The organism is Bradyrhizobium sp. WBAH42, assembly GCF_024585265.1.
In the GTDB taxonomy this organism is placed as follows: domain Bacteria; phylum Pseudomonadota; class Alphaproteobacteria; order Rhizobiales; family Xanthobacteraceae; genus Bradyrhizobium.
This window is the reverse complement of record NZ_CP036533.1, coordinates 4711871-4736412: the sequence shown is the minus strand read 5'-3', so window position 1 is coordinate 4736412 and position 24542 is coordinate 4711871. Positions and strand designations below refer to the sequence as shown.

The following is a 24542-nucleotide window of genomic DNA, read 5'->3' as shown; positions in this document are numbered from 1 at the left end:
AGTGAGAGAATGAACCGCCGGAAGAGCTGTCGGCCGACCTTGGGGATCCCCTGACGGGGATTGGTTGGACCGCCGGAATTCTGGTCGACATTGGGGACTTGGGTGGGTTCGTGCGGTAGCGCATGGGGTCGATCGATAGGTATATCTTCCGCACGACGCTGGCGTCGTTTGCGCTGGTCCTGGTCAGCCTCACCGGCGTGATCTGGATTACGCAGGCGTTGCGCGGCATCGACCTGATGACGAGCCAGGGTCAGACCATTCTCACCTTCCTCGGCATCACCAGCCTCGTGATCCCGGCCCTGGTCCTGATCATCTCGCCGATCGCGCTGATGATCGCGATCTCGCACACGCTGAACAAGCTCGCGACCGATTCCGAGATCATCGTGATGAATGCCGCCGGCTTCTCGCCGTTCCGGCTGTTCTATCCGTTCTTCTACGCCACCTGCGTGGTGGCCCTGCTGGTCGCCTTCATCGCGGCCTATCTCGCCCCGGACGGCATGCGGCGGATCAAGCAGTGGGATGCCGAGATCACCGCCGACGTGCTCACCAACATCCTGCAGCCCGGCCGCTTCGCCCGGCTCGACGAGAACCTCACGATTCGGATTCGCGAACGCCAGCCGGGCGGCATCCTTGCCGGCATCTTCATCGACGACCGGCGCGATCGCAACGAGCGCGTCTCGATCGTCGCCGAGCGCGGCGAGGTCGTGAAGAACGAGACCGGCTCGTTCCTGGTGCTGGAGACCGGCAATCTCCAGCGCTTCGAGGCGGGCAAGCGCGATCCGGCGCTGGTGGCCTTCGGCCGCTACGGCTTCGACATGTCGAAATTCTCGAAGGGCCGCGACGTCACCCTCGGCATTCGCGAGCGCTATCTCTGGGAGCTGCTCTGGCCATCCGAGACCGATCCCGTCTACAAGGAGATTCCCGGGCAGTTCCGCGCGGCCCTGCACGACAGCCTGCTCGCGCCGATCTATCCCTTCGCCTTTGCGGTGCTGACCTTTGCCTTCCTCGGAGCGCCGCGCACCACCCGCCAGAGCCGCAACTTCTCGATCGCCTCGTCGATCGTCGCGGTGTTCGGCCTGCGCATGGCCGGCTTTGCCTGCTCGGTGATGGCGGTGAAGTCACCGAGCCCGGTGCTGGTCCAATATGCGATGGTCTTCGGCGCGATCGGCGCTGGGCTGTGGATGATCATCGGCGGCGTCGTGGTCGAAGCGCCTCCCGGCCTGATGGAGGCCATCAACAGGTCGAACGCACGGATCGCGCGGCTGTTCGGACGTCCGGCCACCGCATGAGCATGCTCACCAACACACTCGGGCGCTATTTCGCCGGCCGCTTCGTGGTCGCCGCGCTCGGCGTCTTCGGCGGCATTTTCCTGCTGCTGGTGCTGGTCGATTACATCGAGATGGTGCGCAAGACCTCAGGGCTCGCCTCCGCCTCCGCGATCATGGTGGCCGAGACCTCGCTGTTCCGGGTACCACAGCTTTTGGAGAAGCTGACGCCGTTCTGCATGCTGATCGGCGCCATGACCTGCTATCTCGCCCTCTCCCGCCGGCTCGAGCTCGTGGTGGCGCGCGCCGCGGGCATCTCCGCCTGGCAGTTCATCTCGCCGGCGCTCGGCAGTGCGCTGCTGATCGGGGTGATCGCCACCGTCGCCTACAATCCGATGTCGGCCAATTTGCGCGAGCTGTCCAAGCGCATGGAGGCCGAGCTGTTCGGCTCGGCGCCCGGCGGCGGCATTCAGGACGCCTCCGGCTTCTGGCTCAACCAGCTCACCAACGACGGCCAGACCATCATCAATGCGGCGCGCAGCGAGCAGCAGGGCATCCGGCTCACCGGGCTGACGCTGTTCCGGTTCGACCAGGACCAGCACTTCAAGGAGCGGGTCGAGGCGCGCGAGGCGACGCTGGAGTCGGGCCGCTGGCTGTTCAAGAGCGTCCGCCGCTTCTCGCTGGACGGACCGCCGATCGACCAGCCCGTTCTTGAGATACCGACCACGCTGACCGAGGCGCAGGTCCGCAACAGCTTTTCCACCCCCGAGACTGTGTCCTTTTGGCAACTACCGAGCTACATCCGCTCCTCCGAGAGCTCGGGCTTCGCGACAGCCGGATACCGACTCCAGTATCAGAAGCTTCTGGCACAGCCGTTTTTGCTCGCAGCCATGGTGATGCTCGCGGCCTCCGTGTCGTTGCGCTTCTTCCGGATGGGCGGCGTGCAGAAGATGGTTTTGAGTGGCGTGGGCGCAGGCTTTCTGCTCTACGTTCTGTCGAAAGTAACTGAGGACTTGAGCAAGGCTGAGTTGATGCATCCGATCGCTGCGGCGTGGTTGCCCGTTGTGGTGGGCGGCCTCACCGGCTTTTTGGCCTTGCTCTATCAGGAGGACGGATAGTGACTGCCGTCCGCCGAGGGCTCGTGTCTCGTTTGACGCGGCGCACATTGGTGCGCGCGAACGGGTGCGGCTTGTCCGTCCGCAGGCTCCTGCTTGCCGTCGTCGCGGCTGCCTCGCTGGGCGGCTTGATCGACGCTGCCGTGGCGCCGGCTAAGGCCCAGAGCTTCACCTACAATCCGCTGCCGCCGCGTCCGAAGCCGCCGAGGGCCCCCAACGACAACCAGATGCTGGTTCAGGCCACCGAGGTCGACTACGACTACAACAATTCGCGCGTCTCCGCCGTCGGTAACGTGCAGCTGTTCTACAACGGCACGAGCGTCGAGGCCGACCGGGTCATCTACGACCAGAAGACCAAGCGGCTGCACGCCGAAGGCAACATCCGCATGACGGATGCCGACGGCAAGATCACCTATGCCGAGATCATGGATCTCTCCGACGATTACCGCGACGGTTTCGTCGATTCGCTGCGCGTGGACACGGCCGATCAAACCCGTATGGCCGCGAGCCGCGCCGACCGCTCCAGCGGCAATTACACGGTGTTCGAGAACGGCGTCTACACGGCCTGCGCGCCGTGTAAGGAGGATCCGAAGAAGCCGCCGCTGTGGCAGGTCAAGGGTGCCCGCATCATCCACGATCAGCAGGAGAAGATGCTGTATTTCGAGACGGCGCAGCTCGAATTCTTCGGCGTGCCGCTCGCCTACATGCCCTATTTCTCGACCCCCGACCCCACCGTGAAGCGCAAATCCGGCTTCCTGATGCCGGGTTATATTTCCGGCACGACGAACACGGGCTATGGCGTCGAGGTTCCCTATTACTGGGCGATCGCGCCCGACATGGACGCAACCATCACCCCGCGCTTCTTGTCGCGGCAAGGCGCGCTGCTGCAGGGCGAATTCCGCCAGCGCCTGATCGACGGCGCCTACCAGATCCGCGCCTACGGCATCTACCAGCTCGATCCCGGAGCATTCGCCGGGCAGCCCGGCGACCGCGAGTTCCGCGGCGCCATCGACACCAAGGGTCAGTTCGCGCTGAACGACAAATGGGTCTGGGGCTGGGACGGCGTCCTGATGTCCGACTATTATTTCTTCTCGGACTACCGGCTCTATCAGTACCGCGATCCGCTCGGCTCGTTCCTGCTGCTGCCGACGGAAGCGCTGTCGCAGCTCTATTTGACCGGCGTCGGCAACCGCAGCTTCTTCGATGCGCGCACGATGTACTGGCTGAGCTATTCGGGCAACCAGAGCCAGGTGCCGATCGTCTACCCGGTGATCGACTACTCCAACGTGCTCAACTATCCCGTCTTCGGCGGCGAGTTCAGCTACAAGACCAATTTCGTGAACCTGTCGCGCGACGATGCGGTGTTCGACCCGATCACGACGCTCGCCAACACCAACGGCCTGTGCACCACGGCATCGGCCGATCCGCTGGCGCGGATGCTCTCGCAGTGCCTGTTGCGCGGCTTCCCCGGCACCTACACCCGCCTCTCGGCGGAAGCGCAGTGGCGCAAGTCCTTCACCGACCCGTTCGGCCAGATCTGGACGCCGTTCGCGAGCCTGCGCGCAGACGCGATCAAATCCTCGGTCTCCAACCAGCCCGGCGTGTCGAACTACCTGCCCGTCGGCGACACCGAGGCGTTCCGCCTGATGCCGACCGTGGGCCTCGAGTACCGCTATCCGTTCATCAACGTTCAGCCCTGGGGCTCGACCACGCTCGAGCCGATCGCGCAGATCATCATCCGCCCGAACGAGACCTATGCCGGCAGGCTGCCGAACGAGGACGCCCAGAGCCTGGTGTTCGACGCCGCGAACCTGTTCAACGTCGACAAGTTCTCCGGCTACGACCGTGTCGAGGGCGGAGGCCGCGCCAATGTCGGCGTGCAGTCCACCACGCAGTTCGACAGGGGCGGCGCCGTCAAGGTGCTGTTCGGCCAGTCCTACCACCTGTTCGGCCTGAACTCCTTCGCGGTCCAGGATGCCATCAATACCGGCCTGAACTCCGGCCTCGACAAGCCGCGGTCCGATTACGTCACCAGCGCCAGCTACTCGCCGAACAGCACCTACACGTTCAGCGTCCGCTCCCGCATGGACGAGCAGACCTGGAACGTGCAGCGCTTCGAGGCGGAAGGCCGCGCCAACTTCAATCGCTGGTCGGTCAGCGTGCTGTACGGCAATTACGCAGCCCAGCCGGAATTGGGCTATCTGACCCGCCGCGAGGGCATCCTGACGACGGGCTCGCTGAAGGTCGCGACCAACTGGGTGGTGTCGGGCTCGGCGCGCTGGGACCTCGAGGCCAACAAGATCAACCAATATGTGCTCGGTGCCGGCTATGTCGACGATTGCTTCGTGCTGGCGGCGAATTACGTAACTTCGTATAGCTATTCCGCGGGCACCGCACCGCCCACGCTGAGCCACGCGTTCATGTTCCAAATCGGCCTGCGCACGCTGGCGAACTCGTCGACGAGCAGCAGTTCCGCCGGCCTCCAGTGAACAGTTTAAAGTGTCGGCCGCGTTTGCCCTATCTCAACGCGGTCGACATGCGAGCGACATCATGACGACGCCATTGCCTATCTTCCGCCTCCTTCTCGCCATCGGTGCCGGACTGATGTTGGCCGCCCTGCCCTCACCGTCGCGCGCGCAAAACATCGTCGTGATGGTCAACGGCGATCCCATCACCGATTTCGACATCGAGCAGCGCACCAAGCTCGACCAGCTGACGACGCAGAAGACCCCGAGCCGGCAGGAGGTCATCAACGAGCTGATCGACGACAAGGTGAAGATCAAGGAAGGCAAGAAGTACGGCGTAGATCCCGGCGTGTCCGACATCAACCAGTCCTATGACGGCATGGCGCAGCGCATGCGCATCACACCGGACCAGCTCACCAAGACGCTCGAAACCAAGGGTGTCCGCTCGGAGACGCTGAAGAGCCGCATGAGGGCCGAGATGGTCTGGGGCAGCCTCGTGCGCGGCCGCTTCAAGGAGAAGCTGCTGGTCGGCGAGCGCGACGTCGCGCAGGCCGTGCAGGCGCAGACCGGCGATAAGCTCCAGGTCGAGGGCATCGAGTACAAGATGCAGCCGATCGTGCTGATCGTGCCGCGCGGCTCGTCGGCGGCGTTCCTGGAAACCCGGAAGAAAGAAGCCGAGTCCTATCGCGCCCGCGTCGGGAGCTGCGAGGAGGCCAATTCGCTGTTCCGCTCGACCCCGAACGCCACCATCCGCGACGCCGTCACCAAGACCACCGCCGAGCTGCCCGAGCCGCTGCGCAAGGTGCTCGACGACACCGCGATCGGCCATCTGACCGCGCCCGAGATGACCAAGAACGGCATCGAGATGGTGGTGCTGTGCTCGCGCAAGCCGACCATGATCGACACGCCGAAGAAGCGTGAGGTCCGCGAGAAGATGTATCAGGAGAAGTACGAGAAGACGCAGAAGGCCTATCTCGACGAGCTCCGCAAGGCGGCGATGATCGAATATCGCAACCGCTGATGGCCAAGCCCCACCCAGAGCCCTCCACCAGGTCCGCCGCCAAGCCCCTTGCCCTCACCCTGGGAGAGCCCGCGGGCATCGGTCCCGACATCACGATCGCAGCCTGGCGCAGCCGGGGCGAGCTGAACCTGCCCGCCTTCTATCTGCTCGGCGACGAGGCGCTGATCGCGCGCCGCGCCAAGGCACTCGGCACCGACATCAGGATCGCCACGGTGAGCCCCGGAGAGGCGACGTCCGCCTTCAAGGATGCCCTGCCCGTGGTCGCGACCGGCGAGCGCGCCACCGCCGAGCCCGGCAAGCCCGATTCATCCAGCGCGCCGGCCGCACTCGCCTCGATCCGGCAGGCGGTCATCGACGTGCGCGCAGGCCGTGCCGGCGCCGTCGTCACCAACCCGATCGCCAAGAGCGTGCTCTACCGCGCCGGCTTCCGTCATCCCGGCCACACCGAATTCCTCGCCGAGCTCGCCGCGGAGAGCGGCCGCGTGCCGCAGCCGGTGATGATGCTGTGGTCGCCGCAGCTCGCCGTCGTGCCGGTGACCATCCACGTCTCGCTGCGCGATGCGCTGGGAGAGCTCACCAGCGAGCTGATCGTCTCGACCGTCCGCATCGTCGCCGCCGAGCTGAAATCCCGCTTCGGCATCGCAACGCCGCGCATCGCGATCTCCGGCCTCAATCCCCACGCCGGCGAGGACGGGTCGCTCGGCCACGAGGAGCAGACCGTCATCGCCCCGGCGCTGAAAGTGCTGCGCAACGACGGCATCGAGGCCAGGGGTCCGCTGCCCGCCGACACCATGTTCCACGAGGCGGCGCGACGAACCTATGATTGCGCGGTCTGCATGTATCACGACCAGGCGCTGATCCCGATCAAGACCGTCGCCTTCGACGACGCCGTCAACGTCACGCTCGGACTGCCCTTCATCCGCACCTCGCCCGATCACGGCACCGCCTTCGACATCGCCGGCACCGGCAAGGCCAATCCGGCGAGCCTGATCGCCGCGCTCAAGCTTGCGAGCCGCATGGCGGCGTCGCAAAGCTGATGAGCGCGATCGACGACCTCCCGCCGCTGCGCGAGGTCATTCGCCAGCACGCACTGTCGGCGCGCAAATCGCTCGGCCAGAATTTTCTGCTCGACCTCAATCTCACCGCCCGCATCGCGCGCGCGGCGGCACCGCTGGAAGATTCCACGATCGTCGAGATCGGCCCAGGTCCCGGCGGGCTGACGCGCGCGCTGCTCGCGCTCGGCGCGAAACGCGTCATTGCCATCGAGCATGACGAGCGCGCGATCCCGGCCTTGGAGGATATTGCCGCGCGCTATCCTGACCGGCTCGAAATCGTGCATGGCGATGCCATGACCTTCGATCCGCGCCCGCTGCTCTCGGGCGAACGCGCCAAGATCGTCGCCAACCTGCCCTACAACATCGCGACCCAGCTTCTGATCAATTGGCTAACCACCGAGCCCTGGCCGCCCTGGTACGAGATGATGGTGCTGATGTTCCAGCGCGAGGTCGGCGAGCGCATCGTCGCGCGCGAGGACGAGGAGGCCTATGGCCGGCTCGGCGTGCTCGCCAATTGGCGCTGCGAGACCAAGATCCTGTTCGACATTGCGCCGTCGGCCTTCGTGCCGCCGCCGAAGGTCACCTCCTCCGTCGTGCGCCTCAAGCCGCGGCCGGAGCCGCTGCCGTGTGATCGCAGGCTGCTCGAGCAGGTCGCCGCCGCCGCGTTCGGCCAGCGCCGGAAGATGCTGCGGCAAAGCCTCAAATCGCTCGGCGTCGATCCGGCGCGGCTAGCACAAGCCGCCGGCGTCGATGCGACGCGGCGCGCCGAGACCATTCCCATCTCCGGCTTTGTTGCCATGGCCCGTGAATTGGCGGATATACGCAGCGAAGCCGAGTAACCAAGAATTCCGGAGGAAAGAAAATGGCGTTGATGCGTCGGCAGTCCCTGGTCAAGTTCGATGCGCCCTTGTGCGAGACCATCGTCGACACGCCGAAGCCGAAAGGCGCCGAGGTTCTGGTCCGCATCGAGCGCTGCGGCCTCTGCCACTCCGATCTCCACATCCAGGACGGCTATGCCGATCTCGGCGGCGGCAGGAAGCTCGACACCACGCGCGGCATGACGCTGCCCTTCACGCTCGGCCACGAGATCGCCGGCGTCGTGGACGAGGTCGGCCCCGATGTTCCCTCCAGCCTCGTCGGCGCCAAAAAAGCGGTATTCCCGTGGATCGGCTGCGGTCAGTGCCGCGATTGCGCCAATGGCGACGAGAACCTCTGCGTCAAGCAGCGCTTCCTCGGCGTCTCCATCGACGGCGGCTTCGCCACCCACGTTCTGGTCCCCGACGCAAAGTACCTGCTCGACTACGATCCCCTGCCCGTCAACCAGGCCGCGACCTTGATGTGCTCCGGCGTCACCGCCTATGGCGCGCTCAAGCGCCTGGTCGACCGGCCACGCCAACGCAATTTGCTGCTGATCGGCCTCGGCGGCGTCGGCATGATGGGCCTGTCGTTCGCGCAGGCGATGTTCAAGCAGCCGATCACGGTCGCCGACCTCTCGCCGGCCGCGCGCGAGACCGCACTCAAGAACGGTGCCGCGGTGGCCTACGATCCGGCCGAGCCCGACGTCATCAAGCGCATCCTGAAGGAGACCGAGGGCGGCTTCGACGAGATCGTCGATTTCGCCGGCAACGAGAAGTCGATGGCCTTTGCCGTCGCGGTTGCCGCGCGCGGCGGCAAGATCGTGGTGTCCGGCCTGATGGGCGGCCAGTTCACGCTGCCGATGGTGCAATGGGTCTACAAGCGCATGACGATCGAAGGTTTCATGGTCGGCACGCTCGCCGAAGCCCACGAGCTGATGGCGCTCGCCCGCGCCGGCAAGATCAAGCCGACGCCGATGCGCGAGGAGCCGATGGGCGACGTGCAGAAATGGATCGACGAATTGCGCGCCGGCAAGGTCGTCGGCCGCATCGTGCTGAAGAACTGACAACAGCGCGGCGGGTCCGACGCAAGTCTCGCCCGCCGCACGGAACGCCTGCGGCCGCGCCGCGTTGGCTGCGCATGTCGATCCGTTGCACCGTCGAAAGCGCGTTCTTCATCGCCTGGAGCTGCCTGGAGAAGAGCGGCGAGCTCGGGCCGCCGGACGCGAGCGCGAACTTCCTGCTCGACGCCATCGAGGCCCAGCTTCGAACCGGTGAGCGCCGGCAATTGATGCTCGCCAACAAGGCAATCGACGCTTACCGCGCGGCTGCGGCACAAGGCCGACTGGCGGGGGATCGCGAAGTCCGCTGCGGCTGACGATCCTCGCTGCCGTCCAGCCAGCTGAAGCACACGACGTCGTGCTGTAGTTTTCAACGCCCGACCGCCCGTTGTGTGCACTTTGGAACCGTCGGTTCCGCCGCGGAAACGTAGGTTTGCCGCTGGCGCCGATTCCCGGCCCGCCCAAGAGAACACGATGTGACCGGTCGGCCCCAGAACGATCTGCTCCGGCAGCTCAATGATCCGGATTTCGAGCTGCTCGCGCCTCACCTCCAGCCGGTCGAACTCGAGGCGAGCCACGTCCTGCATCACGCCGGCGACGATGTCGCCGCGGTCCATTTTCCATGCGGGCCCGCGCTGGTGTCGTTCGCCGTGCCGGTCGAGGACGATCGCGAGGTGGAAAGCCTGCTGGTGGGGCGCGAGGGCGCGGTGGGGATCGCCGCCGGCCGCAGCCCTTCGCTCGCCTATTCGCGCATGATCGTGAAGCTTGGCGGCACCCTGGTGCGGCTGCCGCTGCGCGCGCTCGAGCAGGCGCAGCAGAGGTCGGCGACACTCCAGGAGGCCTTCGCGCGCTATGCCGACTGCCAGTTCGCGCAGCTGCTGCAGACCGCGGCCTGCAACGCTGCACATTCGATCGAGCAGCGTGCCGCCAAGTGGATCATCTCCGCGCATGAACATATCGGCGGAGCCGAGATTCCCCTCACGCACGAGCAGCTCGCCGGCATGCTGGGCGTCTCCCGCAGCTATGCCAGCCGCGTTATCCAGATGTTCAAGGCGCGGCGCATCCTCGCGACCCGCCGCGGCGCCATCCTGATCCTCGATGCAGCAGCGCTCGAAGCAAGGGCCTGCTGCTGCAACGATTGGGTGAAGAAGCATTTTGACGAGGTGTGCGGTGGAGCGGCAACCGCGGAGGGTTGACGCCTCCGACTCACCCAAGCGGCGGCGACTGCCGCTTCAGATGCAGATAGGCCGGACTGAAATCGCCGAGCCGCTGCAGCTCGCGCCATTTCAGCACGACCAGTTCGCCGTCACGAAGATCCATCGCTCCGCTGCGCCTGAGATCGCCGAGGGTCCGGTTCACCGTCGCGATCGCCATGCCGAGCGTCTCGCCGAGTTGCGCGAGGCTGATCGGCACGCGGCAACGATTGCCGCGCACCAGCTGCGCCGCGCGGGCGCGGTAGAACAGCTCGCAAAACAGGTGCGCCATGCGCGCCTGCATCGGCCGGGCGCTGTTGTTGGTGATGGCCTCGCGAAAGATCGCGGCATCGCGCAGAGTCTCGCGCCAGACGGCGAGGCTGAAGGTCGGCCGCCGCCGGAACGCGATGAACAATTCGCGGTGCGGGATGAACGCGACCGACGCCGGCCCGAGCGCACTGAGCCCGTGATCCATCTGGTCGATGAACAGCCCCTGCGCGTCCGGGAGATCGCCGGTGAGATGGAACGCCAGATATTGCCGCCGCCCGCTGCCGAGCAGGTGGTAGCGGGCGACCATGCCGGAGACGACCAAAGCGGAATGCTCGGGTTCGTCGCCTTGGCGGATGAAATCCTCGTTGGGCGCGAAATCGCGCAGCAACAAGGTCAGCGCGCGAATCTCGGCCATATCCTCATCTGCGAGCGCGGTGTGCTCGCCGAGGTTCCGTATCAGCACGTCGTGAGCTTTTTCCATGGGGCCGCCAATAATCGCGCCGGTTCTATCAAATGATACGTCCGGCTTGCGTTCAGCGGACTAGAACGCAGATCGGAAGCACAGGTTGCTAACCGGCTTGCGACGCGCCGATCGCAGCCACACCAATCCCCCCGATTTCGGACGAGCCGGCCTTCTCATGAAAAGTACCACTCTGCTGGAGCGCATCCGCCGCCTGTTCGCATCCGAGGCGGGCGAGCATCTGGACAGCATCAACGATGCCTTGCTGAAGGGAAGGCTGAAGGAGCCGGTCCGGCCGATGTCGGATCAGGAGCTCGCCCGCGCCATCCTCGAGTTCCGATCCGCGCCGGTTTCCGACGGGACACTTGCGAAACTGTCGCGTCGCTTGGCCGAGGCGCCGGGGCCGCGGGACGGCTGAAGCGGCACGCGAGGCCCATGCCGCATCCGAAGTTCATCGCCCGTCTGCAAGCGATCGAAGGCCTGTCCGAGGACGAGCGCCGACAGATCGCGGGCTTGCCGTCCACGCTGCGCCAGGTCTCGGATGGCGAGATCGTGCTGCGCCAGGGCGAGGCCGCGACCCGCTGCGTCTTCGTCGTCAGCGGCTTCCTGTACCAGTCGCGCATCGTCGGTGATCGCAGCCAGACCCTCGCCTTCCATGTTCCCGGCGACATGCCGTGCCTGCACACGCTGCTGGTCTCGCCGACGGACGCGGACCTCGTGGGCCTTGGCCCGACCATCGTCGGCACCGTCGCCCACAGCCAGCTCCGCCAGCTACTCGACAGCTCGATCCACCTGACCCGCGCCTTCTGGCGCGAGACGCTGGTCGACGCGGCGATCTCCCGGCAATGGATCGCCCGCCTCGGCGCGCAGGCGGCGTTGCCCAAGGTCGCGCACCTCATCTGCGAGCTGGCCGCAAGGCTGGCGGTCGTCGGCCTCGTCAAAGGGAACGGTTTCCAGATGCCGATGACGCAACGGCACGTCGCGGACGCCTGCGGACTGTCGATCGTCCACGTCAATCGCACCATCCAGGAGCTGAGGCATCGCGGGTTCATCGCCTGGGAAGGCAGCGAGATCGAGCTGCTGCAGCCCGACGAGTTGCGCAGACTGGCGGATTTCACGCCGGATTATCTGAGCTGAGCGCTCCGCCACGCGGCGAGCAGCGGCCCGTCGCTCCCCAGCACGGGATCCGTCTTCGGCTTGCGGACCTTGGCGATGCGCTTGACCGCGTCAGGACGCTGGCGCGTGTCGGTGCACTCGTCATAGGTGCCGTCCTGCGGGTAGGCTCCGACGACCAGAAAGTCCCGGCTGGACTCGATCAGCCGGTGGCCGGTGCCCGCGGGCAGGACCAGAACGTCGCCGGCTTTCACATTCAGGATGCGGCCCTTGATCCCGCCGCACTCGATCCGCGCCGCACCGCGCGCCACCCCCATCACTTCATGGATCTGCGAATGATAGTGGACGAAGTCGTACACGGTGTCGCGCCACGACCGGCCCCAGCCGTTCGTGTCGAACAGCGTGTCGATGACGACCTCCGGCGGAAAGCGCCGGCCGTTCAGCTTCACCGCCCGGCGATAGAGCAGCGCCGGGAAGCGCGGATTGTTCGGCACGATGCCGTCGTCGCGAAAGTGCATGGCGGTCGGCTTTCGGGCACGCACCACCGCCCGCAGGGTCGCCGCATCGGGCTGCTCCTCCACCAGCTTCTTGGCGAAATTCTTGATCTGATCCTTGACCGGCATGACGTCTCCTCAGCCGCGACATAACGGCTGCGGAGGTGAGAAGTTTCCAGGCCCAATCGGGGGCAAGGCTCGATAGGGCCTCTCCAGCTCATCATGACGCGGCGTTGGAAAGGCGCGTCAACCCTTGCCGGCAATCAGCTCGGCAAACTGCCGCAGATAGAGCGGCCAACCCTGATCACTGTCAACGCCGCTGCGGACGCCTTCCCAGCCCTCGCCATGCCGATCGAGGTGACGGTGCTCCAGCTCCAAGCGGGTCCGACTTGGTGTCTCCGCAATGAACCGGACCTCCCATTCACTCGTCTTGGCGGGATCTGTTTCGATTTGCCAGCGCGGGCTGATGTCCCAGCTCAAGAGGACTCGGTTGGGTGGTTCAAACGCCAACACGCGTGCCCAGCGGCATTCGCTGCCGTCGATCCCCCGATCATAGATGCTTCCGCCCACGTGAGGCTCGAATACAGTCTCCGCAATGGGAACGGCGAGTAGAGTGTGCTCGCGCGGCTTGAAGCTGCCGAAGTCTTCGGTGAAGACCTTGAACGCGCGCTCGATCGGCGCCTCGACGACGATGGAATGTTTTACGGGCGCAGCCGATACACGTGTGTTCATTTGGATCCCTCCGATGGTTTTTCGACGGCTAGTTTGTAGGCTGCCAGCGTGTCGCTCCAGAACCGGTCGAGCCACGCGCGCATCTGGCCGAGCCCCGCTGGATCGACGTGATAGACGTTGCTGGCGCCCTTCGGCTCCGCACGAACCAAGCGAGATTCGCGCAGCACCTTGAGATGTTGTGAGACGGCCGACTGGGACACGGTCAGCTGTCGCGTGATCTCAGCGACGGTGCGTGGCCGTGCACCGACAAGCTCGAAGATCCGCCTGCGGGTCGGATCGCCGAGAGCAGCCAGTTGTGCGCTGTCTTTAGCCATAGAAACTCGCCGCCCGATGCCACGCCCGTTCGACCTATAATAAGCCGTAACTAATGATTAGTATAAACTAATTATCAAGTCAACCGGCGGAGGTCGCGCCGTGGAACTCTGATCCTGGTGTTGAAGAGTCTCATCCGGCGGCGGAACGAACGCCGCGCAGGCCCGATTCAAGCCACATCCTCTCCGGATTTGCGGCTCATTGCCACCCAAGTCTTTGATGACAAAGGGGTGGTTAAGAGTTGCGTCATGCGTAACCGGGAGACCAGGATGGGCAACCGCACCGCAAAATTCGTATCCGCGCTGGTTGGCAGCATCCTTGCCGGCGCGCCATTAGCCGCCGTGTCGCAGAACGCGCCTGCACCATCGAGCACCGCCAACGCGGCCCCCGACTGCCTGGCTTCGCCGAAGGATGCCGCGCCGCAGGGCCAGCACTGGTACTATCGCCTGGATCGCACGACGAAGCGGAAATGCTGGTATCTGCGCGCCGCCGGTGAGAAGGAGAGCGCAAGGACCGCGCAGGCCGCCCCGGCCGTGAGCGATCCATCGACCGCGGACGCGCCGGCGCCGCAGCAGAACCCGGTGCAGGACGCGCGCGCCGAATATCCGACGCCGCGCGGAACTGCTGCTGCCAAGACGGCGAACGTGCCGATGCAAGCCGCCGCTGCGGCGCCGGTGCAACAATCCGCGGACCAGGCCGCTGACGGCAACGCGCAGCAACCCGCTGGCGCCGCACCCTGGCCCGATGTCTCCACTGCATCCGCTCCCCCCGCGTCGTCGCCGGCACCGACCGCTGTCGCGGCAGCCGCGCAGCCGAGCGCAAAGCCGTCGAAATCCTCCTCGCCCGTGGCGCTCGCTGCGGCAGACAACAGCACGACTGAGAAGCCGACCGGCTCGCTGCAGATGCTGCTGCTCGTGATCGGCGGCGCGCTCGCGCTCGCTGGAATCCTGGCCAGCCTCATCTACCGCTTCGCCGGCGCGCGCGTCCGGCTCCGGTCGGCGGACCGTCACGGGCGTTGGGACGATTGGCAGGCGCAGACCCAGGAGGGAAGCCGTGCGCCCTGGCGCGATTCACCGCCGGCCGCCGCCCAGCCGCCGCGCCCGATCGACTTCGATGCGGCACGTCCGCAACCGACAAGACAAGCGACGAAGCTTGCCGCGATCGGCCGCGAGATCGAGCTGATCGACGCGCGCAGACAACGTGCCGCCGCTCCGGCCGCAGAACCCGTCGAGACCAGAAGCAACAAGGTCGAGATGGTCGAGAAGATATTCCAGCCCGTCGCCGCAGCGCCCAAGCTCGCCGCTGGCGAGATCGGCAAGGATCACGATGACGCGTCGGCAGGTCGTGACGCCGATGCCGTCGACGTCGACGGCATCACGACGATGCTGGAACAGCTGGCCAAGCAAGGGCCGCGACTGTCGCGGCCTAACCTTGAAGCTGACCTTGCAAACTTCGAACGAAGCCTACGAGGCCGATCCGCCGCTCGCGCTTGAGGCGCTCGGCCTTCAGGATCGACTGCACCTCCGCGAACGCCTCGTCGACCGCGTGGTTGATCACGATGTAGTCGTACTCGGCCCAGTGACTCATCTCGTCGCTGGCGCGACTCATGCGCTTGCGGATCACCTCGTCGGAATCCTGCGCGCGCGAGTGCAGGCGCTTCTCGAGATCGGCCGCCGAGGGCGGCAGGATGAAGACGCTGACGACGTCGGCGCGCGCCTTCTGCTTCAACTGCTGAGTCCCTTGCCAGTCGATGTCGAACAGCACATCCTGGCCTGCCGACAGAGCCGCCTCGACAGGGCCGCGCGGCGTGCCGTAGCTGTTGTCGAACACGGTCGCCCATTCCAGCAGTTCGTCGGCCTTGACCATCGCATCGAACGTCGCCTTGTCGACGAACGTGTAATCCTTGCCGTTGACCTCACCGGGGCGCATCGGCCGCGTGGTCGCCGAGACCGACATTTTCAGGCCGGGCATCCGCTCGATCAAAAGACGCGACAGCGTCGTCTTGCCCGCGCCTGATGGCGAGGACAGCACGAACATCAATCCGCGCCGTTCGACACCGTCAGTTCCGTGACCGCCCGTCGTCATCGATCACTCCAGATTCTGGACCTGCTCGCGGAACTGCTCGACCACGTTCTTCATGGCGAGGCCCGTATTGGTCAGCTCGATGTCGTTCGACTTCGAGCAGCAGGTGTTGACCTCGCGGTGAAACTCCTGCGCCAGGAAATCGAGCTTGCGGCCGATCGGGCCGCCCTTGCCGATCAGCTCGCGCGCCTGCGCGATGTGCGAGGCGATCCGGTCGAGCTCCTCGCGGATGTCGGCCTTGGTCGCGATCAGGATCGCCTCCTGCATCAGGCGGTCGGAATCGAAACGGTCGGAGGTGTCGAGCAGCGCTGCGATCTGTTCAGTGAGCTTCGCCTTGATCGCCTCCGGCTTGCGGCCGGGCGCAGCTTCCGCTCTTCTCGCCAGCTGCTCGATCTCGTCGACGCGCTGGGTCAGGATCTGGCCGAGCGAGGTACCCTCGCGCTTGCGCATCGCGACGAGCTCGTCGAGCGCCTTGTCGAAGGCCTCGGCGGCCGCGGCGCGCGCGGCCTTGTCCTCCTCCTCGTCGCCCTCGGGCTCGGCGACCTCGACGACGCCCTTGATGGCGAGCAGGCCATCGATGCTCGGCGCCACCGCGTCGACCTTCCCCGAGATCAGCGCGGCGGCCTTCAGCACGGCGTTGAGCACGTCCTCGTTGACGCGCACCGTGGCGGCGGCGTTGGTGCGCTTGACGTTGAGGTTGGCGTAGACGGTGCCGCGCGAGAGCAGCTCGCCGGCGCGCTTCTTGGCATGGGCCTCGAGCTCGTCAAAGCCCTGCGGCAGCCGCACGCGCAAGTCGAAGCCCTTGGCGTTGACCGACTTCAACTCCCATTCGAACGTATACGGCCCGCTCGCGCCGTGGCATCTCGCAAAGCCGGTCATGGACGACAGCGCCATCAGTTCAGATTCTCCAGGAACACGGGATTCGCGAGGCCATCAAGCCACGCGAATCTTAAGACTATTTTGCCGGAAAGTGGAATCAGCAATGCCCGGCAGCTGGTCTGCGCGCGGGCTTTAGCGCTGGACCACCGGCGGCGAGCCCTGCACTGCGCCCTGTCGGGCCGGTGCGGGATTGGCTGGGCCAGCCGGGCGTGCCGCCGGCGGCTTCTTCTGCTGATTGGGCCGCGCCGGCGTGGTCGCGGTCGGCGCGTCGGCAGCGCCGGACCCGGCAGCCGCCGGCGGCTGCGCGTCCTCGGCCGGCTCGACCGTGTCGTTCTGGATCTGCTTCTCCATCGCGCGCAGCTTGGCGACGTTCTTCTGGTGCGCGTCGTAGGTCTCGGTGAAGGCATGCCCGCCGGTGCCGTCGGCGACGAAGAACAGGTCGCGGGTGCGGGCCGGATTGGCGGCGGCTTCCAGCGAGGCGCGGCCGGGGTTGGCGATCGGGCCCGGCGGCAGGCCCTCGATCACATAGGTATTGTAGGGCGAGGGCTGCGTGATCTCGCTGCGCTTGATCGGCCGGCCCAGCGTGCCCTTGCCGCCGACGAGGCCGTAGATGATGGTCGGATCGGACTGCAGCTTGATCCGCTGCTTCAGCCGGTTGACGAACACCGCAGCGACGCGGCTGCGCTCGTCGGGCTTGCCGGTTTCCTTCTCGATGATGGACGCCAGCGTGACCAGCTGCTCCGGCGTCTTGACCGGAATGTCGGGATTGCGGCGTTCCCAGATCTCCGTCAGCACGCGCTTGTGCGCCTGCTGCATGCGCTGGACCACCTGCTCGCGCGGCGTGCCGCGCGGGAATTTGTAGGTCTCCGGAAGCAGCGTGCCTTCGCGCGGCAGCTCGCGCACGCTGCCGGTGAAGATGTCGTTGTCGGACAGCCGCGCCACGATCTGCTCGGAGGTCAACCCTTCCGGTATCGTGACCGCGTGCTGCACCACCTTGCCCTCGACGATGGTGCCGATGACGTCGCGCAGCGAGGCGTTCTTCTGGAACGAATACTCACCCGGCTTGAGGTCCGAGCTCGCCTTCAACGCGGCGACGCTGGCGATGAACACCCAGGGATTGACGTCGGTCACGCCTTCCCGGTTCAGCGTCTCGGCGATGTCGCGCTTGCCCGCACGCTGCGGGATGTTGACGATCTTGTCCTCCTTCAGCGGTCCGGGCGCCTCGAGCACCTGGCGGCCGTAATAATAGACGCCGCCGGCGCCGAGCATGGCGATCAGCAGAAGGGTGATGATGGCGTTGCCGACGATGACGAACGGATTGCGCGCACGGTCCGACCGCTTGGGCGGCGGCGGAAGTTGCTCGGGCTCGAGCGCGGCCCGCGGACTCCGGGGTGAAATGGGCGGCCTTTCACTCATCGAAACAACCTGAATCCTGCCGGTTCAATCGCGGCCCGACAATCGCTTGCCCTGCCAAAAACGCACGCGCCCACGTCCATGACTATCGCCGAATACGGCAAAACGGTGGATTCGTCTCAAACACAAACTAGCTGATAAGGCGCCGGACGATCACCGACGCATTGGTACCGCCAAAACCAAAAGAGTTCGACAACGCGACGTTGACCTCACGCTGCTTTGCCTTATGCGGCACGAGATCGATTGCAGTCTCGACCGATGGAGCGTCGAGATTGATCGTCGGCGGCACGACATTATCGCGAATCGCCAGAATCGCGAAGATCGCTTCGATGGCACCGGCCGCACCGAGCAGATGGCCGGTCGACGACTTGGTCGAGGACATCGCGACCTTGGAGGCGGCGTTGCCGAGCAGACGCTCGACCGCGCCGAGCTCGATCTCGTCGCCGAGCGGCGTCGAGGTCCCGTGCGCGTTGATGTAGTCGAGATCGGACGGCGTCAGCCCGGCGCGCTTGAGCGCGGCCGACATGCTGCGGAAGCCGCCATCGCCATCGGGCGACGGCGACGTGATGTGATAGGCATCGCCCGAAAGACCGTAGCCGATCACCTCGGCATAGATCTTCGCGCCGCGCCGCCTGGCGTGTTCCAATTCTTCCAGCACCAGGACGCCGGCGCCCTCGCCCATCACAAAGCCGTCACGGTCCTTGTCGTAGGGACGCGAGGCCTTCTCGGGCGTCTCATTGAAACCGGTCGAAAGCGCGCGCGCGGCGTTGAAGCCGGCAATGCCGATGCGGCTGATCGGCGACTCGGCGCCGCCCGCGACCATCACGTCGGCATCGCCGAGCGCGATCAGGCGGGCGGCATCGCCGACCGCATGCGCGCCGGTCGAGCAGGCGGTGACCACCGAATGGTTCGGTCCCTTGAGCCCGTGCGCGATCGAGACGTAGCCGGAGGCGAGATTGATCAGGCGGCCCGGAATGAAGAACGGCGACACCCGGCGCGGTCCGCGCTCCTTCAGCAGGATCGCGGTGTCGGCAATGCCGTTGAGGCCGCCGATGCCGGAGCCGATCATGGTGCCGGTCGCACACTTGTCCTCTTCGGTCTCGGGATGCCAGTTGGCGTCGTCGAGGGCCTGGCCGGCCGCGGCCATGCCGAAGATGATGAAGTCGTCGACCTTGCGCTGGTCCTTCGGCTCCATCCATTTGTCCGGATTGAAGCTGTCGTTCGACCCGTCGCCGCGCACGACCGTGCAGGCGATCTTGGTCTGCAGATCGGAGACATCGAAGCTCTCGATCCTGCGCGCACCGCTTTCGCCGTTGAGGATGCGCTTCCAGGTCGGCTCGACGCCACAGCCGAGTGGCGAGACCATGCCGAGACCCGTGACGACAACCCGCCTCATATCCGAAAACTCCGCATCGAAAGATTCACGGCCAATAACAAGAAACCGGCTGGCCGCTGCGAAGCGGCCCGTCCGGTTTCAATGCTGTCCCCGCGAAATGAAGAGCCTTAGCTCTTCGCGTTCTTCTCGAGAAACTTCGTGGCGTCGCCGACGGTGAGAATCGTTTCCGCAGCGTCGTCCGGAATCTCGCAACCGAATTCCTCTTCGAACGCCATCACCAGCTCGACGGTATCCAGACTGTCGGCGCCGAGGTCGTCGATGAAGCTCGCGTTGTCGACAACCTTCTCGGGTTCAACACCAAGGTGTTCGACCACGATCTTCTTAACCCGCTCGCCAATGTCACTCATTGCTTAACCTCGTGTTGTTCCCTGTAGACCCGACCCCCCGGGACGATACGAGCCGTCGTGGTCGTTTGACTGCCTTCGCTTACGAACTTGATTTGGCCCATCCTAACCGATGGAGGCCCCGGCGAACGACGGCCAAAGGCTCCGCATCGCCAATATACAGGGTTTCAAAAACCTGCAATGGCGTTCTTTGCCCATCCGTTGAAGGTCCGGTTATCATACTTCAATTGCCTTGACTACAAGCCTCATTTCGCTCCGGAAACGGCCGTTTGCCGCATGCCGCACCGCCCTGACGGGCGCTGCGGCACGAGACATCAGATCATGGCCATGCCGCCGTTGACGTGGATGGTCTGCCCGGTGACATAGGCTGCTTCGTTCGAGCTCAGATAGACGGCGGCCGCCGCGATGTCCTCGGGCGTTCCCAGGCGGGCGGCCGGAACCTTGGTCAGAATCGTTTCGCGCTGCTTGTCGTTGAGCGCATCGGTCATCGGCGTCTTGATGAAGCCGGGCGCGATGCAGTTCGCGGTCACGCCGCGCTTGGCGTATTCGGCCCCCAACGTCTTGATCATGCCGATCAGGCCGGCCTTCGACGCCGTATAATTGCCCTGCCCGGGATTGCCGGTGACGCCGACCACCGAGGTGATGGCGACGATGCGGCCGAAGCGCTTGCGCATCATCAGCTTGGTCGCGGCGCGCGCCAGGCGGAAGGTCGCGGTCAGATTGACGTTGATGACCTCGTCCCAGTCCTCGTCGCGAAGCTGCACGAAGAGATTGTCGCGCGTGATGCCGGCATTGGCGACGAGAATGTCGACCTGGCCCATCGCCGCTTCCGCAGCCGGCACCAGCGCCTCGACCTCATCGGCCTTGGAGAGATTGCAGGGCAGCACATGGGCGCGCTCGCCGAGCTTGCCGGCCAGCTCGTCCAGCACCTCCTTGCGCGTCCCTGATATGGCGACGGTGGCGCCCTGCGCGTGCAACGCCTGCGCGATCGCGCCGCCGATGCCGCCGGTCGCGCCGGTGACGAGCGCCTTTCGGCCAGTCAGATCGAACATTGATGACTCCCTTAAGCCTGCTTCGCAGCGGCCAATGCATCCTTGGCGGCGGCAATGTCGTTCGGGCCGCCGACCGCAATGCCGACCGCGCCGTCCGCGATGCGCTTGACGAGACCGGTCAGCACCTTGCCGGCACCGATCTCGAAGAAGCGGGTGACGCCCTGCCCGGCCATATAGGCCACCGACTCGCGCCAGCGCACCGTGCCGGTGACCTGCTCGACCAGGCGGCGGCGGATCTCGTCGGGATCGGTGATGGCGCTCGCCAGCACGTTCGAGACCAGCGGTGCCGCCGGCGCCTTGATCGTGACCTTCGAGAGCGCCTCCGCCATCGCATCCGCAGCCGGCTGCATCAGCTTGCAATGGAACGGGGCGGACACCGGCAGCAGCATCGCACGCTTGGCGCCCTTGGCCTTGGCGATCTCGACGGCGCGATCGACCGCGGCCTTGTCGCCGGAGACGACGACCTGGCCGCCGCCATTGTCGTTGGCGGCCTGGCAGACCTGCCCCTGCGCCGCCTCGCCGGCGACCTCCATGGCGGCCTCGTAATCGAGACCGAGCAGCGCGGCCATCGCGCCGGCGCCGACCGGGACCGCCTTTTGCATTGCGAGACCGCGGGTGCGAAGCAGACGCGCAGTATCCGACACCGTCAGGCTGCCGGCCGCTGCCAGCGCCGAATATTCACCGAGCGAGTGGCCGGCGACGAAGGCCGCGTCTCGTCCCACGGAAAAACCAGCCTCAGCCTCGAGCACGCGCAAAGTCGCGACAGATACCGCCATCAGCGCCGGCTGGGCGTTCTCGGTGAGCTGGAGGGTTTCGGCCGGACCTTCCCAGATGATGGCCGTCAGCTTCTCGCCGAGCGCGGCATCGACCTCGTCGAACACGGCGCGCGCCACCGGAAAGGCCTCGGCCAGGGCTTTGCCCATGCCGACCGCCTGGGAACCCTGCCCAGGAAATGTGAATGCAGCCGTCATCGGCGCTCCCTGCTTGTCAGGCATGATCCCTTTCGAGAACCGGCAGCCGATTACGCGCGGCCTGGTCCGTGGTTCCTTGGCCATGGTTCCTTGGGCCATGGTTCCGGATCATGCTCCAAAGGGGGCCGTAGACACCGTCCGGGGCCGCACTGTCAAGCCGAGACGGGAACCTGGAGCAGCATTCAACGGGGAATGGGCCCCTCAAAACCCGCCGGCGGTCTGGTTGGCATCGACGTCCGCCCCGGCCTGCGCGCGGCGCGCGCTGTTGACGAGTTGCCCGGGCCGATCCTCGCGGTTCGGCTTTGCGGTGGCCAGCCGCAGCACCGAAACGTAGTTCGGCTGCACTTCCATGCGGCCCGCGTACCGGCTCGCGCTCAGCAGCCGGTGCACCTTCGGCAAATTGTAGCAGGGCACGTAGAACAAGAGATGATGCTCGAGGTGATAGTTCACGTAATACGGCGCGATGAACAGGCGCTCGAGAAAATTGGCATGCGTCGTGCGCGTGTTGCGCAAGGGGTCACTGCTGTCGGGGACGACGGCGTGCTCGGCGATGTTGCGGATGCGGGTGATGACCATCATCCAGGTCAGCAGCGGCACCAGCCAGAGCAGCGGATAGGCCCACCACACGCCGGCCGCGGCGAGCGCGGCCAACATGATCCCGTTGACCACACATTGCGGGCCGAGCATCTCCCAGAAATGCGCCGCACGCTGCCGCCATGACCAGTCCCTTGGCCCGAGCGCGTTGAGCAGCTGCGCCTTGCGCTGCTGATAGCCGGTCTGCCCGGTGATGTCGCGGATGAACTTGCGGCGATAGCTCAGCCCGGTGATCGGAAACGGCGCCGACAGCACCAGATCCGGGTCGTCCTCCTGCTGGGTGCGCGCATGATGCTGAAGGTGATAGCGCCGGTAGCTGCGCGTCTCCGCAAACAGCGGATAGGCGCAGAACCACTGGCTCAGCGCCAGATTGGTTTTCTCGTCGGCGGACAGGCAGCCATGCGCACCGTCATGCATCAGGATCGCAAGACCGAGCTGGCGGGAGCCGATGACGGCGACAGCGAAGATATAGGTGAGCGGATTGGGCCACCACGCCACCAGCGCGATGGCTCCAATGATCAGGGCCCAGGCGTGCGCGATCAGCGCAGCGCCTTTCCACGTCGCGCGCTGGCGCACCTCGGCCAATTGATCATCGGTCAGGAAATCGCGGGCACGCATGCGAAGCGCGGTCATGGCCTAGCCCTCTCCATTCGATTTGTCGGATGCTTCACGCGCCTCGACGAGACGCAGGCGCCCGGTGTCTTCAGTGGATTTCGCCTGCTCGCCCAGCACGCGCAGCATCTCGGCACAGAGCGCCTCGGGCGAACGGCCCATCGCATAGCCTTCGAGCATGACGCCGATGGCGACGGCCCAGAAGCGCCGCGAGCTTTCATCGGGCGCGCGCAGCGAGCGCCAGCCGTGCCGCTCGACCTGCCCTGCATAAGCGCGCGCACCCTCGCTGTGCAGGCGCTCGATGGTCCGCTCCACCAGAGGCGCGAGATCCTGGCGCCGCCGCGTCAGCGTCAGCGCTTCGGCAAAGAAGGCGACCGAATCGCTCGCCGTCACGGTCTCGGCCAGCGCGCGGGTGTATTCCCGGGGCGTCTTCGCCTTCAGCGCCGCCTGCTCGGTGGCACGCGCCAGGTACAAGAGATCGCGGCAGGCGCATTCGACGAACAGCGCCTCCTTGGTGCGGAAGTAATAGGTGATCTGGCTCGGGAATGCGTCCGCGGCGGCCGCGATGTCGGTGATCGCCGTGCCGGACAGCCCCCGCTCCCGAAACAGCGGGCTCGCAGCATCCAGAAGCAGCGACCGCATCTTGCGGCCGGCCGAGCGCGTCGCGCGCGCGGCGTGCTTGGGGTCGCCTGCCGCCTCGAGCGGCGCATCGGCCGACGTTTCCGCCATGGGATCCTCTCCGCTGATTTATTTGTATGTCATACAAACAAATAGATCAAGCGAATCTTGGTATTGGAGGATAGGTCCTGCCGGTGTGGGAAGGGAGGACAGCCCCTCCAACCTTGCAAAGCCGGCCAAAATCCGTATAAGGCGCCCATCCGCAGACCCCGGCCGGGAGCTGAACGGACGGTCTCAGCAAATCATTCGTGATTTTGGTGTGGCAGGGCCAGTCGGCCCGTCGTCCCGTGTTTCCGCCTTCTGAGCTTGATCCCAGAGTCCTTTCCGAAGGCCTCTTAAGGGTTTGACGCCGGGCGATGCGCCAACATGAGGAAAGGACGACCATGCCTCTTTACGAGCATGTTTTTCTCGCGCGTCAGGACGCGAGCCCGCAGCAGGTCGAAGAGCTGACTGCGCAGATGACCGGTATCGTCGAGGGTCTCGGCGGCAAGATCACCAAGACCGAGAATTGGGGCGTGCGGTCCCTCACCTACCGCATGAACAAGAACCGCAAGGCGCACTTCGTGCTGCTCAACATCGACGCGCCCTCCGCGGCGATCGCCGAGATCGAGCGCCAGGAGCGCATCAGCGAGGACGTGATCCGCTATCTCAGCGTCCGCGTCGAGGAGCTCGAGGAAGGCCCGTCTGCGATGATGCGCAAGGCCGATCGCGACCGCGAGCGTGACGATCGTGGCGGCGGCTTCCGCGGTGAGCGCGAAGGCGGCTTCCGTGGCGACCGCGAGGGCGGTTTCCGCGGCGATCGCGGCCCGCGCCGCCCGCGTGACGAAGCTGAAACCACGGATGGGGAGTAAGAATCATGGCTGAAGCTGGTGCACGCCGCCCGTTTTTCCGTCGTCGCAAGAGCTGCCCGTTCACGGGCGCCAATGCTCCGAAGATCGACTACAAGGACTCCAAGCTCTTGATGCGTTACGTCTCCGAGCGCGGCAAGATCGTGCCGAGCCGCATCACCGCGGTGTCCGCGAAGAAGCAGCGTGAGCTCGCCCGCGCCATCAAGCGCGCGCGCTTCCTGGGCCTCTTGCCCTACGTCATTCGCTGATACGACCAATTCGAC

The 24542-nt window shown here is 65.7% G+C and carries 27 protein-coding genes; 14 read left to right on the top strand and 13 right to left on the bottom strand.

What is annotated here, in order from left to right; translation table 11 throughout:
- Positions 1-122: 122 nt before the first annotated feature.
- The 9 genes from lptF (at position 123) to DCG74_RS21950 (ending at position 10032) form a co-directional block, all read left to right on the top strand.
- Positions 123-1289: an LPS export ABC transporter permease LptF gene (lptF, locus tag DCG74_RS21990; protein ID WP_172786469.1), complete on the top strand. Its 1167-nt coding sequence runs from the start codon at positions 123-125 to the stop codon at positions 1287-1289.
- Complete coding sequence (gene lptG / locus DCG74_RS21985; protein WP_172786468.1) at positions 1286-2383, top strand: LPS export ABC transporter permease LptG; 1098 nt, start codon at positions 1286-1288, stop codon at positions 2381-2383. The genes lptF and lptG overlap by 4 nt, the downstream gene beginning before the upstream one ends.
- Entirely contained in the window at positions 2383-4869 is a 2487-nt protein-coding gene (locus tag DCG74_RS21980; protein ID WP_172786467.1) for an LPS-assembly protein LptD, read from the top strand. Before lptG ends, DCG74_RS21980 begins: the two co-directional genes overlap by 1 nt.
- 61 nt (positions 4870-4930) lie before the next feature.
- Positions 4931-5866 carry a peptidylprolyl isomerase gene (locus DCG74_RS21975; RefSeq protein ID WP_172786466.1) on the top strand — a complete coding sequence of 312 codons (936 nt, stop codon included), beginning with the start codon at positions 4931-4933 and terminating at the stop codon, positions 5864-5866.
- Entirely contained in the window at positions 5866-6903 is a 1038-nt protein-coding gene (pdxA, locus tag DCG74_RS21970) for a 4-hydroxythreonine-4-phosphate dehydrogenase PdxA (RefSeq protein ID WP_172786465.1), read from the top strand. The genes DCG74_RS21975 and pdxA overlap by 1 nt, the downstream gene beginning before the upstream one ends.
- The gene (gene rsmA, locus DCG74_RS21965; protein ID WP_172786464.1) at positions 6903-7760 is read left to right on the top strand and encodes a 16S rRNA (adenine(1518)-N(6)/adenine(1519)-N(6))-dimethyltransferase RsmA; all 858 of its coding nucleotides are present in this window, start codon (positions 6903-6905) and stop codon (positions 7758-7760) included. Before pdxA ends, rsmA begins: the two co-directional genes overlap by 1 nt.
- Positions 7761-7783: 23 nt before the next feature.
- Positions 7784-8842, top strand: a complete 1059-nt coding sequence (locus DCG74_RS21960) for an alcohol dehydrogenase (protein WP_172786463.1) — start codon at positions 7784-7786, stop codon at positions 8840-8842.
- Between the two features lie 74 nt (positions 8843-8916).
- On the top strand, positions 8917-9153 hold the full coding sequence (locus tag DCG74_RS21955) for a hypothetical protein (RefSeq protein WP_172786462.1): 237 nt from the start codon (positions 8917-8919) through the stop codon (positions 9151-9153).
- Positions 9154-9312: 159 nt separating this feature from the next.
- On the top strand, positions 9313-10032 hold the full coding sequence (locus DCG74_RS21950) for a Crp/Fnr family transcriptional regulator (protein WP_172786461.1): 720 nt from the start codon (positions 9313-9315) through the stop codon (positions 10030-10032).
- A 10-nt stretch (positions 10033-10042) separates the two neighbouring features.
- On the opposite strand, the gene DCG74_RS21945 is transcribed toward DCG74_RS21950, so the two are convergent.
- Positions 10043-10780 (bottom strand): Crp/Fnr family transcriptional regulator, encoded by a 738-nt coding sequence (locus DCG74_RS21945; RefSeq protein ID WP_172786460.1) that lies wholly within the window; start codon positions 10778-10780, stop codon positions 10043-10045.
- 157 nt (positions 10781-10937) lie between these two features.
- Here DCG74_RS21945 and DCG74_RS21940 point away from each other — a divergent pair, with 157 nt between their 5' ends.
- Together DCG74_RS21940 and DCG74_RS21935 are read left to right on the top strand one after the other, a co-directional pair.
- Positions 10938-11177 carry a hypothetical protein gene (locus DCG74_RS21940; protein ID WP_172786459.1) on the top strand — a complete coding sequence of 80 codons (240 nt, stop codon included), beginning with the start codon at positions 10938-10940 and terminating at the stop codon, positions 11175-11177.
- A 17-nt stretch (positions 11178-11194) separates the two neighbouring features.
- Positions 11195-11896 carry a Crp/Fnr family transcriptional regulator gene (locus DCG74_RS21935; RefSeq protein ID WP_172786458.1) on the top strand — a complete coding sequence of 234 codons (702 nt, stop codon included), beginning with the start codon at positions 11195-11197 and terminating at the stop codon, positions 11894-11896.
- On the opposite strand, the gene DCG74_RS21930 is transcribed toward DCG74_RS21935, so the two are convergent.
- From DCG74_RS21930 to DCG74_RS21920, 3 genes are all read right to left on the bottom strand, one after another.
- The gene (locus DCG74_RS21930) at positions 11884-12495 is read right to left on the bottom strand and encodes a cupin (RefSeq protein ID WP_172786457.1); all 612 of its coding nucleotides are present in this window, start codon (positions 12493-12495) and stop codon (positions 11884-11886) included. The two genes, DCG74_RS21935 and DCG74_RS21930, sit on opposite strands and share 13 nt — an antisense overlap.
- A gap of 117 nt (positions 12496-12612) precedes the next feature.
- Positions 12613-13098 carry an SRPBCC family protein gene (locus DCG74_RS21925; protein ID WP_172786456.1) on the bottom strand — a complete coding sequence of 162 codons (486 nt, stop codon included), beginning with the start codon at positions 13096-13098 and terminating at the stop codon, positions 12613-12615.
- Positions 13095-13412, bottom strand: a complete 318-nt coding sequence (locus DCG74_RS21920) for a helix-turn-helix transcriptional regulator (protein WP_172786455.1) — start codon at positions 13410-13412, stop codon at positions 13095-13097. The genes DCG74_RS21925 and DCG74_RS21920 overlap by 4 nt, the downstream gene beginning before the upstream one ends.
- 267 nt (positions 13413-13679) lie before the next feature.
- Here DCG74_RS21920 and DCG74_RS21915 point away from each other — a divergent pair, with 267 nt between their 5' ends.
- On the top strand, positions 13680-14903 hold the full coding sequence (locus DCG74_RS21915) for a hypothetical protein (protein WP_172786454.1): 1224 nt from the start codon (positions 13680-13682) through the stop codon (positions 14901-14903).
- Here DCG74_RS21915 and gmk read toward each other — a convergent pair.
- The 9 genes from gmk to DCG74_RS21870 all read right to left on the bottom strand — a co-directional run bounded on the left by gmk (position 14836) and on the right by DCG74_RS21870 (position 23482).
- A complete protein-coding gene (gene gmk / locus DCG74_RS21910) occupies positions 14836-15495 on the bottom strand; it encodes a guanylate kinase (RefSeq protein WP_172786453.1) in 660 nt (219 codons plus the stop codon). The genes DCG74_RS21915 and gmk overlap by 68 nt on opposite strands.
- Before the next feature lie 3 nt (positions 15496-15498).
- The gene (locus DCG74_RS21905) at positions 15499-16386 is read right to left on the bottom strand and encodes a YicC/YloC family endoribonuclease (RefSeq protein WP_172786452.1); all 888 of its coding nucleotides are present in this window, start codon (positions 16384-16386) and stop codon (positions 15499-15501) included.
- Between the two features lie 117 nt (positions 16387-16503).
- Complete coding sequence (mltG, locus tag DCG74_RS21900; protein WP_172786451.1) at positions 16504-17787, bottom strand: endolytic transglycosylase MltG; 1284 nt, start codon at positions 17785-17787, stop codon at positions 16504-16506.
- A gap of 127 nt (positions 17788-17914) precedes the next feature.
- Positions 17915-19180 carry a beta-ketoacyl-ACP synthase II gene (gene fabF, locus DCG74_RS21895; RefSeq protein WP_172786450.1) on the bottom strand — a complete coding sequence of 422 codons (1266 nt, stop codon included), beginning with the start codon at positions 19178-19180 and terminating at the stop codon, positions 17915-17917.
- Between the two features lie 107 nt (positions 19181-19287).
- A complete protein-coding gene (locus DCG74_RS21890; RefSeq protein WP_008551805.1) occupies positions 19288-19527 on the bottom strand; it encodes an acyl carrier protein in 240 nt (79 codons plus the stop codon).
- A gap of 311 nt (positions 19528-19838) precedes the next feature.
- Positions 19839-20576 carry a 3-oxoacyl-[acyl-carrier-protein] reductase gene (gene fabG, locus DCG74_RS21885; protein WP_172786449.1) on the bottom strand — a complete coding sequence of 246 codons (738 nt, stop codon included), beginning with the start codon at positions 20574-20576 and terminating at the stop codon, positions 19839-19841.
- Between the two features lie 11 nt (positions 20577-20587).
- A complete protein-coding gene (gene fabD / locus DCG74_RS21880) occupies positions 20588-21547 on the bottom strand; it encodes an ACP S-malonyltransferase (protein ID WP_172786448.1) in 960 nt (319 codons plus the stop codon).
- 201 nt (positions 21548-21748) lie between these two features.
- Entirely contained in the window at positions 21749-22774 is a 1026-nt protein-coding gene (locus DCG74_RS21875) for a fatty acid desaturase family protein (protein WP_172786447.1), read from the bottom strand.
- A gap of 3 nt (positions 22775-22777) precedes the next feature.
- A complete protein-coding gene (locus tag DCG74_RS21870; RefSeq protein ID WP_172786446.1) occupies positions 22778-23482 on the bottom strand; it encodes a TetR/AcrR family transcriptional regulator C-terminal domain-containing protein in 705 nt (234 codons plus the stop codon).
- A gap of 332 nt (positions 23483-23814) precedes the next feature.
- On the opposite strand from DCG74_RS21870, the gene rpsF reads away from it, so the two are divergent.
- Both rpsF and rpsR read left to right on the top strand, forming a co-directional pair.
- Positions 23815-24282, top strand: coding sequence for a 30S ribosomal protein S6 (gene rpsF / locus DCG74_RS21865; protein WP_025035823.1), 468 nt, complete (start codon positions 23815-23817; stop codon positions 24280-24282).
- Positions 24283-24287: 5 nt separating this feature from the next.
- Positions 24288-24527, top strand: coding sequence for a 30S ribosomal protein S18 (rpsR, locus tag DCG74_RS21860; protein WP_007592020.1), 240 nt, complete (start codon positions 24288-24290; stop codon positions 24525-24527).
- Positions 24528-24542: the final 15 nt, after the last annotated feature.